This is a genomic window from Bacillus sp. EA-CB0995, assembly GCF_055814245.1.
Genome location: NZ_CP169269.1, coordinates 1447489 through 1461163, shown reverse-complemented (window position 1 = coordinate 1461163; position 13675 = coordinate 1447489). Strand labels below are relative to the sequence as shown.

Annotated in this window: 15 protein-coding genes and 4 pseudogenes; 5 read left to right on the top strand and 14 right to left on the bottom strand. The window is 37.3% G+C overall.

From position 1 onward, the window contains the following. Positions 1-12: 12 nt before the first annotated feature. The 6 genes and pseudogenes from spoIIIAE to ACEWFJ_RS07640 form a co-directional block, all read right to left on the bottom strand. A pseudogene (gene spoIIIAE / locus ACEWFJ_RS07665) lies at positions 13-1184 on the bottom strand (stage III sporulation protein AE). An 11-nt stretch (positions 1185-1195) separates the two neighbouring features. Next, positions 1196-1594 (bottom strand): stage III sporulation protein AD, encoded by a 399-nt coding sequence (gene spoIIIAD, locus ACEWFJ_RS07660; RefSeq protein ID WP_473692388.1) that lies wholly within the window; start codon positions 1592-1594, stop codon positions 1196-1198. Positions 1595-1602: 8 nt separating this feature from the next. Continuing rightward, positions 1603-1806, bottom strand: coding sequence for a stage III sporulation protein AC (gene spoIIIAC / locus ACEWFJ_RS07655; protein ID WP_020061584.1), 204 nt, complete (start codon positions 1804-1806; stop codon positions 1603-1605). A 12-nt stretch (positions 1807-1818) separates the two neighbouring features. Further along, a complete protein-coding gene (spoIIIAB, locus tag ACEWFJ_RS07650) occupies positions 1819-2334 on the bottom strand; it encodes a stage III sporulation protein SpoIIIAB (RefSeq protein ID WP_098307651.1) in 516 nt (171 codons plus the stop codon). Beyond that, the gene (spoIIIAA, locus tag ACEWFJ_RS07645; protein ID WP_098307653.1) at positions 2331-3254 is read right to left on the bottom strand and encodes a stage III sporulation protein AA; all 924 of its coding nucleotides are present in this window, start codon (positions 3252-3254) and stop codon (positions 2331-2333) included. The genes spoIIIAB and spoIIIAA overlap by 4 nt, the downstream gene beginning before the upstream one ends. A gap of 21 nt (positions 3255-3275) precedes the next feature. Beyond that, positions 3276-3557 (bottom strand): YqhV family protein, encoded by a 282-nt coding sequence (locus ACEWFJ_RS07640; protein WP_141524987.1) that lies wholly within the window; start codon positions 3555-3557, stop codon positions 3276-3278. Positions 3558-3760: 203 nt separating this feature from the next. On the opposite strand from ACEWFJ_RS07640, the gene ACEWFJ_RS07635 reads away from it, so the two are divergent. Next, a complete protein-coding gene (locus ACEWFJ_RS07635; protein ID WP_473691381.1) occupies positions 3761-4081 on the top strand; it encodes a hypothetical protein in 321 nt (106 codons plus the stop codon). Between the two features lie 176 nt (positions 4082-4257). Here the strand turns inward: ACEWFJ_RS07635 and efp are convergent, their stop codons facing one another. The 4 genes from efp to ACEWFJ_RS07615 are packed head-to-tail and all read right to left on the bottom strand — an operon-like array spanning position 4258 to position 6879. Next, on the bottom strand, positions 4258-4815 hold the full coding sequence (efp, locus tag ACEWFJ_RS07630; protein ID WP_429718009.1) for an elongation factor P: 558 nt from the start codon (positions 4813-4815) through the stop codon (positions 4258-4260). Positions 4816-4835: 20 nt separating this feature from the next. Continuing rightward, positions 4836-5897, bottom strand: a complete 1062-nt coding sequence (gene pepQ, locus ACEWFJ_RS07625) for a Xaa-Pro dipeptidase (RefSeq protein ID WP_473691379.1) — start codon at positions 5895-5897, stop codon at positions 4836-4838. 3 nt (positions 5898-5900) lie between these two features. Then, positions 5901-6341 (bottom strand): type II 3-dehydroquinate dehydratase, encoded by a 441-nt coding sequence (aroQ, locus tag ACEWFJ_RS07620; protein ID WP_098307663.1) that lies wholly within the window; start codon positions 6339-6341, stop codon positions 5901-5903. Positions 6342-6393: 52 nt separating this feature from the next. Further along, positions 6394-6879, bottom strand: a complete 486-nt coding sequence (locus ACEWFJ_RS07615; RefSeq protein ID WP_473691377.1) for a YqhR family membrane protein — start codon at positions 6877-6879, stop codon at positions 6394-6396. A gap of 239 nt (positions 6880-7118) precedes the next feature. On the opposite strand from ACEWFJ_RS07615, the pseudogene ACEWFJ_RS07610 reads away from it, so the two are divergent. Together ACEWFJ_RS07610 and ACEWFJ_RS07605 are read left to right on the top strand one after the other, a co-directional pair. After that, positions 7119-8041: pseudogene (locus ACEWFJ_RS07610) on the top strand (DUF1385 domain-containing protein). An 80-nt stretch (positions 8042-8121) separates the two neighbouring features. After that, positions 8122-8524, top strand: a pseudogene (locus ACEWFJ_RS07605) (SA1362 family protein). A 16-nt stretch (positions 8525-8540) separates the two neighbouring features. Here ACEWFJ_RS07605 and ACEWFJ_RS07600 read toward each other — a convergent pair. Beyond that, positions 8541-9197: an HAD family hydrolase gene (locus ACEWFJ_RS07600; protein ID WP_473691375.1), complete on the bottom strand. Its 657-nt coding sequence runs from the start codon at positions 9195-9197 to the stop codon at positions 8541-8543. A gap of 105 nt (positions 9198-9302) precedes the next feature. Next, positions 9303-9731, bottom strand: a complete 429-nt coding sequence (gene mntR / locus ACEWFJ_RS07595) for a transcriptional regulator MntR (RefSeq protein WP_098307673.1) — start codon at positions 9729-9731, stop codon at positions 9303-9305. Between the two features lie 796 nt (positions 9732-10527). On the opposite strand from mntR, the gene ACEWFJ_RS07590 reads away from it, so the two are divergent. After that, positions 10528-11370 (top strand): hypothetical protein, encoded by an 843-nt coding sequence (locus ACEWFJ_RS07590; RefSeq protein ID WP_429708677.1) that lies wholly within the window; start codon positions 10528-10530, stop codon positions 11368-11370. 28 nt (positions 11371-11398) lie between these two features. Here ACEWFJ_RS07590 and ACEWFJ_RS07585 read toward each other — a convergent pair whose 3' ends face one another. Continuing rightward, positions 11399-12235 carry a lipoate--protein ligase family protein gene (locus ACEWFJ_RS07585; RefSeq protein WP_473691373.1) on the bottom strand — a complete coding sequence of 279 codons (837 nt, stop codon included), beginning with the start codon at positions 12233-12235 and terminating at the stop codon, positions 11399-11401. 167 nt (positions 12236-12402) lie between these two features. Here ACEWFJ_RS07585 and ACEWFJ_RS07580 point away from each other — a divergent pair, with 167 nt between their 5' ends. Then, complete coding sequence (locus ACEWFJ_RS07580) at positions 12403-12792, top strand: rhodanese-like domain-containing protein (protein WP_473691371.1); 390 nt, start codon at positions 12403-12405, stop codon at positions 12790-12792. Positions 12793-12827: 35 nt separating this feature from the next. On the opposite strand, the pseudogene ACEWFJ_RS07575 reads toward ACEWFJ_RS07580, so the two are convergent. Next, positions 12828-13411, bottom strand: a pseudogene (locus ACEWFJ_RS07575) (DNA polymerase III subunit delta). Between the last annotated feature and the right edge of the window lie 264 nt (positions 13412-13675).

Sequence of the window (13675 nt, the reverse complement as noted above, 5' to 3'; positions counted from 1 at the left end):
CCTGATCACCCCCTAACGCATCATTAACGTAATATTTCCAGCCGCGATAATAATAGTGATACTTAAAAAAAACATAAGCGATACAATAGCCAAGCAAGCAAACACGTATATAATGCTTCTCCCGATAATATCCAAGCATTGGATAATCGCTCCTCCACCAACAGGCTGCAACACTGCTGCTGCAAATTTATAAATGAAAGCAATGCAAAAAATTTGAATAGCAGGAAAAGCAACGATAAGTAATAAAATAACAACCCCAACAATTCCAATTGTATTTTTTAATAATGCAGATGCACTAAGTACTGTATCTGCCGCTTCGGTAAACATTCGCCCCACAACTGGAATAAAATTTCCGGTTACAAATTTTGCTGTTTTAACAGCAATCCCATCCGCTACTGCTGTTGCCGTTCCTTGTACAGAGAGCACACCAAGAAAAATTGTTAAGAAAATGCCAATGATGCTAACGCTAACATTTTGCAATAGCTTGGACAATTTTGTGACTTTATATTGATCACTCATTGTACTTACAATACTTAAAATCGTTGCAAGCAGGAGAAGCGGTAAAACAATGTAATTCATGAGCATCCCGCTCGTATTCATAAGAAAAACAATAATTGGATGAAAGAAGGAAACAGATACAACACCGCCTCCAGTAGCGATGAGTGCCAACAAAATAGGGAGAAGCGCTAAAATAAAATCTATCATTGTTTGAATGGCGTCTCTTGCATATGTCATTACAACGTAAAAACTATTTAAAGCAAAAACGATAAGTACCATATATACAACAGCATCTGCTATTTTCCCTACACTGCTTTTTTCAAAAGCAGATTGAAGCGATTGAAGAAGTGCACTAAAAATAGTAAGCATAATCAATGTCCCAAGTAACCTTCCATTAGCCAGTAATTCATGAAATAAATATTTTAATAATCCAACCATCCACTCCTTAATTGAAAAGTTTTTTCTCCTTTTACAAACTCCATAAAACTTCCCTTTTGGCTTTCCGGCAAATATCCCCCGTACTTTACAACAAGGTCATCCCAATATTTCTTTACATCTTCTATTCCAAGCTTTCCTAGCTGTTCATCCACAACATTTTGTTCTAAGGGAGAAGCTTGTACAATAATCGGTAAAGAAAAAAAGAGGAAAAAAGCAAACAAAAGCTTTATTCCAAACGATCGCACGATTCATCCCTCCTTTATCCGGTTGGCAAAAAACCGAGAATTGTTTCAATTACAACCGTTAATATTGGAATCGCCATTGCTAAAATTAAAATTTTCCCTGCTAATTCGATTTTTGAAGCAATCGCTCCTTGTCCTGCATCTTTCGTAATTTGTGCGCCAAATTCTGCAATATAAGCAATTCCAATAATTTTCAGCAGCGTTTCCACATACACATTGCTCACTTTCGCTTCATTTGCAATACGCTCAATCATCGTTAAAATGGAGTGAATTTGATCGATTACAAGTAAAAACATAACGCTACTGACAAATACAACAAACAATGAAGTTATACTCGATTTATGCTGATTCAATACTGCCGCCAAAAAAGTCGCCACAAGCCCAAGTCCTACAATTTGTAATATTTCGATTCGAATCGCCCCCTTTACTGAAAGAGAAAGACGCTTTTAATCTTGTCAAACAAATTGTTAATTAAAAATGCAACCTGAAATAAAATAACAACAAAACCAACGAGAATAACCCAATTGGCAATATCTTCTCGCTTTAGTTCTTTCAGCACAGTATGAATGAAAGCTAAAATAATACCAATACCTGCAATTTGAAAGATTAATCCTACATCGATCGACATTACCATTCCCCCTTACAACAATAAAATCACGATAAGTAATCCTGCTAATACGCCTAAACTTTTCAGCATTTTTTCGTACTGGATTTGCATTTCCTTTGCTTCGCCTTCTTCTCTCTCTAGATGTGTAATACATAAACGAATATGCTTTTGCTGTGATTCGCGATCGTGTTGTCCTAACGTTTCTCCAAATTGCTGTAAAATTTCATATTCTGTTTGCTTCAGTGCTGTGAGTTTCCAATTTTCTTGTAAGCTATCCATCCACGCTTCCCGCACAGTTTGCTCTCCCGTTTGTAATCGCTCATGAAAGCTATGAAAAAACCAGTTCAAAGGCTTTGGCATTTGTTTCACAAGGCGTGCAGCTGCCTCAGATAACGGAGTATGCCCATACATAATTTCCGCTTCTAACGATTGCAGGGCAGCCTTTAACAATCGCAGTTGACGAGGGCGCTCACTATATTTTTTCGCATGTGAAAAACCAAAAAACGTTGATACCGCAACAATAAGTGCAGCGCCAAAGAATTTAATCATACGCTCAGCACCTTCTCCCCTCGGCGCATTGGCCTTCCGTTACCATCTTTCATGTTTATAATAGTTCCTGGTCCTTTTATTTTAGAAAGTTCAATAAAACGTTCAAACACGCCCAGCTCTATGATTTTTCGCAGCGAAGGTCGTTTCAGTATGTCTTCGTATCCAAATCCATGTGCACTAATAAACAATTGAACACCAGCATGAACAGCTTCCATAATCGCTTCGCTATCCTCTTGCCGGCCAATTTCGTCAACGATTAGTATATCGGGACTCATTGAACGAATCATCATCATCATACCTTCTGCTTTTGGACATGCATCTAGCACATCTAATCTTGTTCCAAACTCATATTGAGGAACACCTTTCACGCATCCAGCAATTTCTGATCTTTCATCTACGATACCAACTTTACAAGAAGGAACATGTTGCCCTGGAACACCGGCACTCATACAGCGCGCTACATCACGCAATAATGTTGTTTTCCCTGTTTGCGGCGGACCAATAATCATCGTATTTAGCCAACGCTTCTCGTATAAATACGGTAAGAGAGGCTCAGCAATCCCCATTTTCTGCCGAGCAATTCGAATATTAAATGACGCCACATCTCGAATCATTTTCACTGCACTCTTTTCCATAATTACCTTTCCTGCTAAGCCAACCCGGTGCCCCCCACGCAGCGTGACATACCCTCGCTTCAGCTCTTCTTCCATCGTATAAAGTGAATATTGACTCAATTTATTCAGTAAATATGCCGCGTCTTCTACCGTCACGATATAGTTATAAAAATGCGCTTCCCCGCGCGCAATACATTCAAGCGGCCGACCAATCCGAATCCGTATTTCTTCTAATGTGTCATATTCTTTGCAGTCTTGTATAAAACGTTCGATTTGCTTTGGCAACATCTCTAATACTTCTTTCATAGCTCTCTCCCCATCACATCGCTATTTCAGTACTGCAATAAAAATACAACCAATCCCAAGCACCAGAAAAAATAGTTTCAAAAATGAAATTTCGTTCGTAACACTCGCAATTCCAACTGACATCGTCACAATCAAAACAGTCGGTCCAACAAATGCAAGCATGCCATTTACGAACAATGCTTTTTTTACATCATTGAAATACAACATAAGCAAAGCGGCGAAAATCTCCATGCTCCCCGAAAAGATTCTAAGAAGCGCCATCACTAGCACAGACGTTTCAAATGCCGCTAGCCACTGCTTCATCCTCTCACCTTCTCTCGTTATCCTTACACCGTTCTAACAGCACACATATATCTTGCTGAAACAAGATGAAAGAGTACGTTTGTACAACCATATGCAAGGGTTGTCTATTTCAGAAGCAGAAAAGTAATTTTTTAATTATCAAACAGAAATAGACGGAATTTTCTGTTAAATTATGGTATACTAGAACAAAAAAGGAGAAAAGTATGAAAGTTTCTAAAATCACTCTTACTATCTCAGTAGAAATAGTTGCTATTTTCTTACTTACAAAACTTATTGATTGGTCATTTATAGAAATTTTCTTTTTAGGGAGTTTAGCCATTTTCAGTATCACTTGGCTATTGCTTTTAAATATGAATCGCAACGCCAATATGGAGCGTGCTATCACAAAAAGCTGGACAGGAGTTGATACCGGGGAAGTAATACCTTTTCAAATTCGGATGAATCCCTATATGATTGGAACCCTCCTTCTGCTTACGATTAGTTTTATTATTACCGTCATTTACTACATACCTTATTTCACATAAAGTGAAACTTCCGTCAGTGGGGGTTATTCATCCCCCACTGACGGTTAGTTGAACCAATCGGGCTTTTACGGGCAGTTAGCCCCCACCTATCTTCTTTGCTTCTCTCTGAATCTTGAGATGGGGTAATGCGTAATTGAAAGAGGCACTCATGGATGACCCATGAGTGCCTCTTTCAATTACGCACGAGAAACGTATTTTGATTCTCCTGTGTTGATAATAAGCATTTCACCTTCATTAATGAAGATTGGTACTTGTACAACTAGACCAGTTTCTAATGTAGCTGGTTTTGTTACGTTAGAAGCTGTGTCACCTTTAATACCCGGTTCCGTTTCAACAACTTTTAACTCAACAGTGTTTGGAAGTTCTACACCAAGTACTTCGCCTTGATATGTCATGATTTGTACTTCCATGTTTTCTTTCAAGAACTTTAATTCGTGTTCGATTTGCTTGTCAGCAAGTTCGATTTGCTCGTATGTTCCATTATCCATGAATACATGAGCTTCACCGCTTGCATATAAATATTGCATACGACGGTTTTCGATATGTGCTTTTTCTACTTTTTCACCAGCACGGAATGTTTTTTCTTGAACAGAACCTGTACGAAGGTTACGTAGTTTAGAACGAACGAACGCTGCACCTTTACCTGGTTTTACGTGTTGGAAATCTATAACCTGCCATAGACCATTGTCCACCGCAATTGTTAAACCTGTACGAAAATCATTTACTGAAATCATGCAAAAAATCCTCCTGTGTATTACAAAATAATAAGTTCTTTCGGAGATTTAGTTAACACTTCATTACCTTCAGCTGTTACTATAATATCATCCTCAATGCGAACTCCGCCTACATTTGGAATATAAATTCCAGGTTCTACAGTCACAATCATTCCTGGCTCAAGTACCGTTTCAGAGCGGAATGCCAAACTTGGTCCCTCATGAATTTCCAGACCAATTCCATGACCTGTAGAATGCCCAAAATACTCACCGTATCCTTTTTCAGTTATGTAGTCACGCGTTAACGCATCAGCTTCACGGCCAGTTAAACCAGCTTTAATGCCGTTTACACCGCATAGCTGCGCTTCTAATACGATATTATAAATTTCCTTTAATTTGTCGGACGGCTCACCTACTGCAATTGTACGAGTAATATCAGAGCAATATCCTTTATAGTAAGCACCGAAGTCTAATGTAACAAAATCTCCATTTTCTATCAATTTTTCAGATGCCACGCCGTGCGGCAATGCTGAACGAAGTCCCGAAGCAACGATAATATCAAACGAAGAAGAAGTTGCTCCTTGCTTTCTCATGAAAAATTCAAGTTCATTTGACACTTCAATCTCAGATACTCCCGGGCGAATAAATGATAGAATATGTTCAAAGGCAGCATCTGCAATCTGTGCAGCTTCCTTTAATATCTTAATCTCTGAATCAGTCTTAATCAAGCGTAACTTTTCCACAATACCAGAAGTTGCAACAAATTCTGCATCAACTTCTTCTTTATATGCCGTATAAGAGCTGTATGTAAGAGTATCTTGCTCAAAACCAAGCTTTTGGATTCCTAAGTCTTTTACTTGTTTTGCAACTTCTTCAATCATCGCACCTGTATGCTGCACGATCTCATAGCCCACCGTTTGTTTTTGCGCTTGTTCAACGTAGCGAAAATCTGTAATAAACAAAGCACGTTCATTTGAAATTAATACAACTCCTGCCGTTCCTGTAAAGTTTGTCATATATCTACGGCTATGTTGATTCGTTAATAGAATGCCATCAATACCAGCTTCTCCAAATGCACTTCTTAATTTTGTAAGTTTCTCCATTGATTATGCCTCCCCGATTTTCTCCAATAATGCAAGTAACGCTAAGTGATAGCCGTACAAACCAAATCCCACAATTTGTCCTGCTGTGACCGGCGCCGTAACAGATACATGACGAAACGATTCGCGCTGATGAATATTTGAAATATGCACCTCAACAACAGGAATCGAAACGCTCGCAATCGCATCACGAATTGCATAGCTATAATGCGTAAATGCTCCTGGATTTAGAATAATGCCTTTATATGTACCCTCAGCCTCATGAATGATATCAATAATGGCACCTTCATGATTGGATTGGAAACACTCTAGCTCCACTCCCAAACTTTCTGCTTGTTGTTTCATATCTGTTTCTAGCGATGCTAAAGTTCCCGTACCATATACGTTAACCTCTCTCACACCGAGGCGGTTTAAATTAGGCCCGTTAACGAGGAGCAATTTATTCATATACCTAACTCCTTAATAAAAAAAATGTCTATATAACATTTTACCACACCTCTCACTTATTTGAATAGTTTGTCTTTTCCCCATTCCCTATACCCTTTTCGTTATTCACCTCAAACGAAACAGAATATGCAATAAAAACACCATATAAAATAAAAATACATGCTGTCGTTACAATTGTTGTCCTAGGCATGTCTAACGCACTTCTTATGACAGGTGCAACAGATCCAATTACAAAAAATAATATTCCCCACCATATAAGACCGTATATAATGCCTGGAATCACACCTTCAAACTTACTCAAAGTTACCTTATATACAAACGCCACAACAATTGAAAGAATCCCCATACACACAATTGCCGCTACATTTCCCCATACACCTTCTTTCCAACTTCCAAGTGCAAACGGGAGCAATAAATAATTTGGACCCGCATCAGTAAAGGAAAAAATATGGAGAAAGTACCAAACAGCTCCCCAAAACAAACCTCCAAACACACCAATTTGGGCTATTTTTTTCGTGACAGATTGTTCTTGTTTCACATCCACACCTCCACCTACTAGTATGTCCGAAACTTGTTTAAAGCATGTTTAAATACTGCAGAATTTGTCTATAAAAAGAATAGGAAATGTCTGACTAACCTGCTGATTTTCCTTGTCAGAAGTACACTTTTGTCGATAAAATAAAGGAAACTGTAGTGTTGTCATGCAATATAATGACAACACCTAGAGTCGCTACCTCTTTTCTGATAAGAGAGAAACAAATACAGGTTGGTGTTGACATGACAGAGAAGACAAAACAAATCTACGGCGGTCAAGCAGTAGTAGAAGGAGTTATGTTTGGCGGTAGAGAATATACTGTTACAGCGATTCGTCGCAAAGATAAATCTATCGAATTTTATCGATTACCTCGTACTCGTAATAAAGTGTTATCGATGTTTAAAAAGATTCCATTTTTACGCGGCATCGCGGCAATTATTGATGCAAGTGCAAACGGGGCAAAGCATTTAAACTTCGCTTCAGAACGCTTTGATGTACATCCTGCAGATGATGAACAATTCGTACCAAAAAAGAAGAACAATCGAAGCTAACGATGATACTTAGCGTTGCAGCAGTCGGGGTCTTATCCTTTATCTTCGGAAAAGTGATTTTCACTGCGGTTCCTGCACTTTTAGCAGAACTGACAAGACCCGTTTTCCCATCTCATGCTGGGCAAATCATTGTCGAAAGTATCATTAAGCTTGTATTATTACTTAGCTACATTTACTTTGTTTCATTGACTCCACTTATTAAACGTGTATTTCAATATCACGGGGCGGAACATAAAGTAATTAATGCTTATGAGAATAATCTTCCATTGACAGTAGAAAACGTACAAAAACAAACTCGTCTCCATTATCGTTGCGGTAGTAGCTTCATTTTATTTACTGTTATTATTGGGATGTTTGTATATTTTCTCGTTCCAACAGATCCTCTTTGGGTTCGTCTTATGAATCGTATTTTGCTCATTCCTGTAGTGCTTGGTATTTCATTTGAAGTACTGCAATTTACAAACAGCTTACGAAGCGTTCCAGTACTCCGCGCATTAGGATATCCCGGTCTATGGCTTCAGCTATTAACAACGAAAGAACCAACAGATGATCAAGTTGAAGTAGCAATTGCATCTTTTGAAGAACTATTGCGTCTAGAAGAGAGACAACAATAACTTTTTCATATTATTATTCAACTCCTTCGCCTTTCGTTAATAAACTAATTAAATATCTTTCTTTTTAGGAGGTGTTCCTTATGAAGGCTCGCTCATTTACGTTCGCTCTATTTGTTGTAATTGTTGGGTTAGCAGTATTTAGCCTTGTATCATTCACAATTGAAAATCCAATGGGAGTTGTAAAAAACATTGCAATAGCGCTCATTGTTATCGGTGTCTTTTATTTACTTTATAAGATGCTTACGAGTTCAAGCGGTTCAGCTAATAACTCACAATCTTCCTACAAACGTGCTGCGAAACAATCGAACCGAAAATATGGAAAACAAAATGTAACACCCCTAAGTAAAAATTTGTTAAAGAAAAATGCTTCCGATGCTAAAGGAAAAAAGGAAATACTTCCTTCCTAAAACGAAAACGAAAGCAATCTCACTTAACAGTTATTGAAGGAAAAAAGGCAAAAAGAAAGACCGCGCTTCCTTTTAGAGAAGCGTGGTCTTTTTTATTTTTGCTTAATAAATTCAATAACCTCTGCTAAATTCTTATCTTTCATAGAGTTTAAACGTAAATGATGCAATTCAAAAGACAAGGATTTCGTCACCTCATTTGGCACAATTACACATTTTAACCCGGCTGCAACTGCAGCCCTTGCTCCATTCACGGAATCTTCAAAAGCAATTACTTCAGAAGGATTTACGCCAAGTTCATTAACAGCACTCACGTATAGTGCTGGGTCCGGTTTTACTTGTAATACATCTTCTTTCGTTTTAATAACCTCAAAATATTTTTGTAATCCCAATTCCTTCAAAAAATTCGTCACCCATTTCCTTGAGGAACTAGAGGCCAAACCAATTTTCAAATTGAGTTTCTTTGCTTCTTCTAAATACTCGTTTACCCCTTCACGAGCCACAGGTAATTTCATTTTTTCACGATGCAATATTTCTACTTTTTCTTCTATATGCTCTTTATTCCATTTTTCTTTTAACTCACCTTGCAAAAATGTATGTAAGACTTCATCTGTCGTTCCAATACATTTTGCAAACTCTTCAAGTGGCAATTCTCCTCCGTATTCACGTACAATTTCCTGATATGCTGCAAACCATGCCGTTTCTGTATCTACAATGAGTCCATCAAAGTCAAACACAATCGCTTTCAACATATCTTCCCCCTATTTGTGTAATCAGCATATATATTCTACGCTGTGCACCAATCTCCCTTTTTCACAAACAAAAAAGGAAACTGATCCTCAGTTCCCTCTCGTCTCTTACTGCGCCTGTTCTTCATTTGCCTTTTGAACACCACGAAGCTTCTCAACGCGAAGCTCATCTTGCTCAAAGTACTGCACTAAATCGCCAATACGATCGATAGCTTCCCAGCTTAAATGATGTTCAATTCCTTCTACATCATTATAAATCTTACTTTCATCTACACCGATAATACGCATAAACTGCTCTAACAATTCATGACGATAAACAAGGCGCTTACCAATCTTTTTCCCTTTTGTTGTTAATACAAGCCCTCTATATTTTTCATAAATTAGATATTCATCTTTATCAAGTTTTTGTACCATTTTTGTTACAGAGGATGGATGTACATTAAGCGCTTCGGCAATATCAGATACACGGGCATATCCCTTTTCTTCAATTAACAAATAAATTTGTTCGATATAATCTTCCATACTAGGAGTAGGCATCGGTTTCCTCCATCCAATTCATTTTATATATTCCGCACTAAGCAATCAATAAAATGATACAACAGAAAGGATATCGTGACAAGAGTGGAAACAGGCCTATTTTCCCAATACACAAAAGAACCCACATACATAACGTAGGTTCTATCATGGAAAATATTGCATTTCAGTATTTGGAAAATATTTATCGGAAAATGGGCAAGAAAACCCCATCTTCAAAACGCGCAGGGCATAGCCCAGTTTAAGGTGGGGTTTTCTTCATCTCCCACTGATGGAAAGCTCTCACCAATCGGGCTTTTACGGGCAGTTATCCCCCACCTATCTTCCTCGCTTCTCTCTCAAACTTGAGGTGGGGGTCTTACTGCCCGCGAATAGCGGGATAAATGGTTCCAGAGTAATCTTCACCTTCTTTTCTTAGTATGAGCGAAAGACTAGATGAAAACTCGGTTCAAACTTTTCCACTTTTACTCATCTGTATTCTTAAATATTCACTTTTTAAAAAGAGTATCTATCCTATCACTTAACGATATGGCAAGGTGTCGTATTAGCCCTTTTCTTCTACATTTTCTATAAATTTTTATTTAAAACCTCAAGGTTTTAACAGCTCTGTTCTGGGCTGTTTTTCGCTTGTATAAATTTACAAAAAGAAAAATAACATAAACAAAAAAGAAAAATACAAAATAATTAAAGTAAATTGTTGACGTGATGCTTTTATTATCGGTATCATATTTCTTCGTGAGCAATTATTTTTCGTTATACGATTTTTTTATTATTACTGAATTTTTGAGAGGGAAATTTGATGTCACTTAAGAAGAAAACGCAAGTACGCACCGGCAAAATGGTACGTGAACTAATGTTAGCAGACGAAGATGTAAATGCTTCGCTAATTATGGTATATAGTGAAAACGGTGTAAACGCAGAAATTAAAATCGAGGGCTTAACGCCAAAATGTAACGAAGAATTATTTTTGAGCGGAAACGTAGATTGGAACAAGAGCGTTATTTATAAAATTGTCGATTTTACTGGCAATGCTGAAGTTGGTAAAGTGACATTAAGCGCAATGAACAAAAACAATGTTTCACTGCAGATCGAACGCGTCATGTGGAGTAAAGGAACAAAAGAAGAAACGGCAGAACTAGAAGACAATACACTATCAGTTGTCGAAACTCCAAACAAAAAGACAGCAGTTGAAACTTCAAAAGAAGTGACACCTGTAACAAAACCAGTTGTAAATGTTGCACCTACTCCAACATCAATTCCAAAGCCAGCGCGTCCAGAACCAGTAGTCAAAGCTGCACCAACGCCTGTACAAAAAGAAGTAACTGTACCAACTACAGTGCAAAAAGAAGTAACTGTGTCAACTCCAGTACAACCAGTAGTTCCAGTTAAACAGCCTGTAACGAATCAACCAAACTCTGAATTACAAGAAAAATATGTTCGTCTTGTAAAACAAGCTGTGGATGTATGTCAGGATTACGAACTTGGTATGGATGTAGACGATTCTATCGAAAATTTAAAAGATGAATTACAAAAACAAGGAATATCGGTAGCATTTGATGCAGAAATTATGGATGTTGTAAACCGTTTACGATCACTAAAGCAAAAGGGCATTAAAGTAGAAAAAGTATTGAACTTATTATAAAAAATAGGGAGATGGATCACCCATCTCCTTATTTTTTATAATTCCATTCGTCACTTTCATATTTTTCTTTTGCTAATGTTTCAACTTCATGCAGTTGTTCTTCTGTTAACTGATACGGAACAAGTTCAACATTTAACCCTTTCTCGAATCCAATCTGAAATGCATCGATAAGTTGTTGAATTGTAAATGTACGATCTGTTAATTCATTAATTGCGATTGCTTTTGAAGAGAACATTTTTTTCATACGTTCTTTCACACGTTCATTTGGAAACAGAAACAAATCATACAGCGTATCTAAATCAATTTCTAACGGAATTGAGCCGTGCTGTAAAATAACTCCCTTTTGACGCGTTTGTGCACTTCCAGCAATTTTGCGCCCTTCTACAACGATCTCATACCATGACGGAGCATCAAAACAAACTGCTGAACGCGGATTTTTCAAATTATCGCGCTCCTCCGCTGTTTTTGGTACTGCAAAATATGCTTCTAAACCTAGTTCTTTAAATCCATCTAACAAACCTTGTGAAATGACGCGATATGCTTCTGTCACTGTTTTAGGCATGCTTGGATAATCTTCAGATACAATTACACTATAGGTTAATTCATTATCATGAAGAACGCCCCTGCCACCCGTTTGACGGCGTACAAAGCCAAAACCATTTCTATTCACTGCATCCATATCAATTTCTTTTGAAGCACGTTGGAAATATCCCACTGTTAACGTCGGAACTTCCCACTCATAAAAACGAATTGTTGGAGGCATTTTCTTTTCACTTTGCCAATTTAATAAACATTCATCTAACGCCATATTAAACGCCGGAGAGCATTGACCAGAATTTATATAACACCATTTTTCCTTTTCCATCCCACACCTCATATAACTAATTTTTCTCACATTCTCTAGTCTATCAAATTCGACAAAATTTGTGAAAGAATACGAAATTTCTTCTAATACAAAATGAACTTGTTGCATAAATACATATGGGCATTATAATATTGAAAGTAGGATAAGAAAAAGGGAGCGATACAATCGTGTCAACAAATGTTATTATTTTACTAGCCATAACCGTAGGATTCATCGGCTACTCTGTATGGATGTATTTCTATCAGAAAAAATTAGTTAAAACACTTTCAGAAGAAGAATTTCGCGCTGGATATCGTAAAGCACAACTTATCGATGTTCGTGAAGCGGACGAATATAATGCTGGTCATATTTTAGGAGCGCGCAATATCCCGATTTCACAAATACGTCTTCGTTACAAAGAACTTCGTAGTGACCAACCGATTTATATGTATTGCCAAAACGGTTTCCGAACAGGCCGCGCAGCACAGTTTTTAAAGAAGCACGGTTACAAAGAATTTTATCAATTGCAAGGCGGCTTTAAAACTTGGTCTGGTAAAGTGAAAAAGAAGGATTCATAATAAATAGCTAGCTTGTTTATCACAAGCTAGCTATTTCATTCCATTTTACTAGCGATATACATTAAATTTTTCTTTACATCTTCACTACCTTGATCACGCACATTTCGGTAGAGCAACTGATATTCTACTTTCTCTTCTTTCCAAGTGAGCGTCGCAATGTCTTCTCCATCCATTTCTCCGTCACCATTTTTAAAATAAGCTGTTATACCATTTTCAAGCTTTACTTGCTCTTGAAAATGATTTTGCTCTACAATAAAAGGAAAATTATACGAAAAGTTGGCAACTGTTAATTCAATATAATCTTTCATGCTTTTTTCACGTCGTTCATATTTAATACCAAGAGCAATTCGCTTATCTCCCATTTTTCGAACTACTGCTTTTGGGTTATCTTTTGACTCATACGGTAAATATGATGGTGTTTGAAACGAAAACGGGAGAACGTTTTTTACAGCTTGTACCGATACTGGATCAGACATCATATCTTCACTTGCCTCTAAACTTGCTGCAAAATTTTTTCCTCGATCATCGTTTGTTGAAAAGAACATGCAGTTAGCACCATACTAGAAAACACGAAACATAGCATCCGTTTTTTCAATGTGTATCCGCCCTTTCTCAACATTCTCTTTTCTATCAAGATACAATTGAAGCTTTCGTATGTTATGTTCATATTCTCTTTTTCTTCCTGTTCCACCTCTGAAAATTTTCCTCGTTTATCTCACACAATTTGACAAAAATACTTTCCCTATTCTCACGCCAAGTATGATTGTTACGCGAATAGAGGAAAGCATTATTAACAAAATAGAGTATGAAAAGCTTTTCATGTCAAGTGTTTCATAAGATTTCCCTCATCCTTTTCCTGTATAATGAAAATAGAGGTGAAACA

Coding starts and splice junctions, on each gene's coding strand:
- spoIIIAC (WP_020061584.1), bottom strand. CDS start 1,806: ATGTCGATCGATGTAGGATTAATCTTTCAAATTGCAGGTATTGGTATT.
- spoIIIAB (WP_098307651.1), bottom strand. CDS start 2,334: ATGATTAAATTCTTTGGCGCTGCACTTATTGTTGCGGTATCAACGTTT.
- spoIIIAA (WP_098307653.1), bottom strand. CDS start 3,254: ATGAAAGAAGTATTAGAGATGTTGCCAAAGCAAATCGAACGTTTTATA.
- ACEWFJ_RS07640 (WP_141524987.1), bottom strand. CDS start 3,557: ATGAAGCAGTGGCTAGCGGCATTTGAAACGTCTGTGCTAGTGATGGCG.
- ACEWFJ_RS07635 (WP_473691381.1), top strand. CDS start 3,761: ATGAAAGTTTCTAAAATCACTCTTACTATCTCAGTAGAAATAGTTGCT.
- efp (WP_429718009.1), bottom strand. CDS start 4,815: ATGATTTCAGTAAATGATTTTCGTACAGGTTTAACAATTGCGGTGGAC.
- pepQ (WP_473691379.1), bottom strand. CDS start 5,897: ATGGAGAAACTTACAAAATTAAGAAGTGCATTTGGAGAAGCTGGTATT.
- aroQ (WP_098307663.1), bottom strand. CDS start 6,341: ATGAATAAATTGCTCCTCGTTAACGGGCCTAATTTAAACCGCCTCGGT.
- ACEWFJ_RS07600 (WP_473691375.1), bottom strand. CDS start 9,197: ATGTTGAAAGCGATTGTGTTTGACTTTGATGGACTCATTGTAGATACA.
- mntR (WP_098307673.1), bottom strand. CDS start 9,731: ATGCCTACTCCTAGTATGGAAGATTATATCGAACAAATTTATTTGTTA.
- ACEWFJ_RS07590 (WP_429708677.1), top strand. CDS start 10,528: ATGTCACTTAAGAAGAAAACGCAAGTACGCACCGGCAAAATGGTACGT.
- ACEWFJ_RS07585 (WP_473691373.1), bottom strand. CDS start 12,235: ATGGAAAAGGAAAAATGGTGTTATATAAATTCTGGTCAATGCTCTCCG.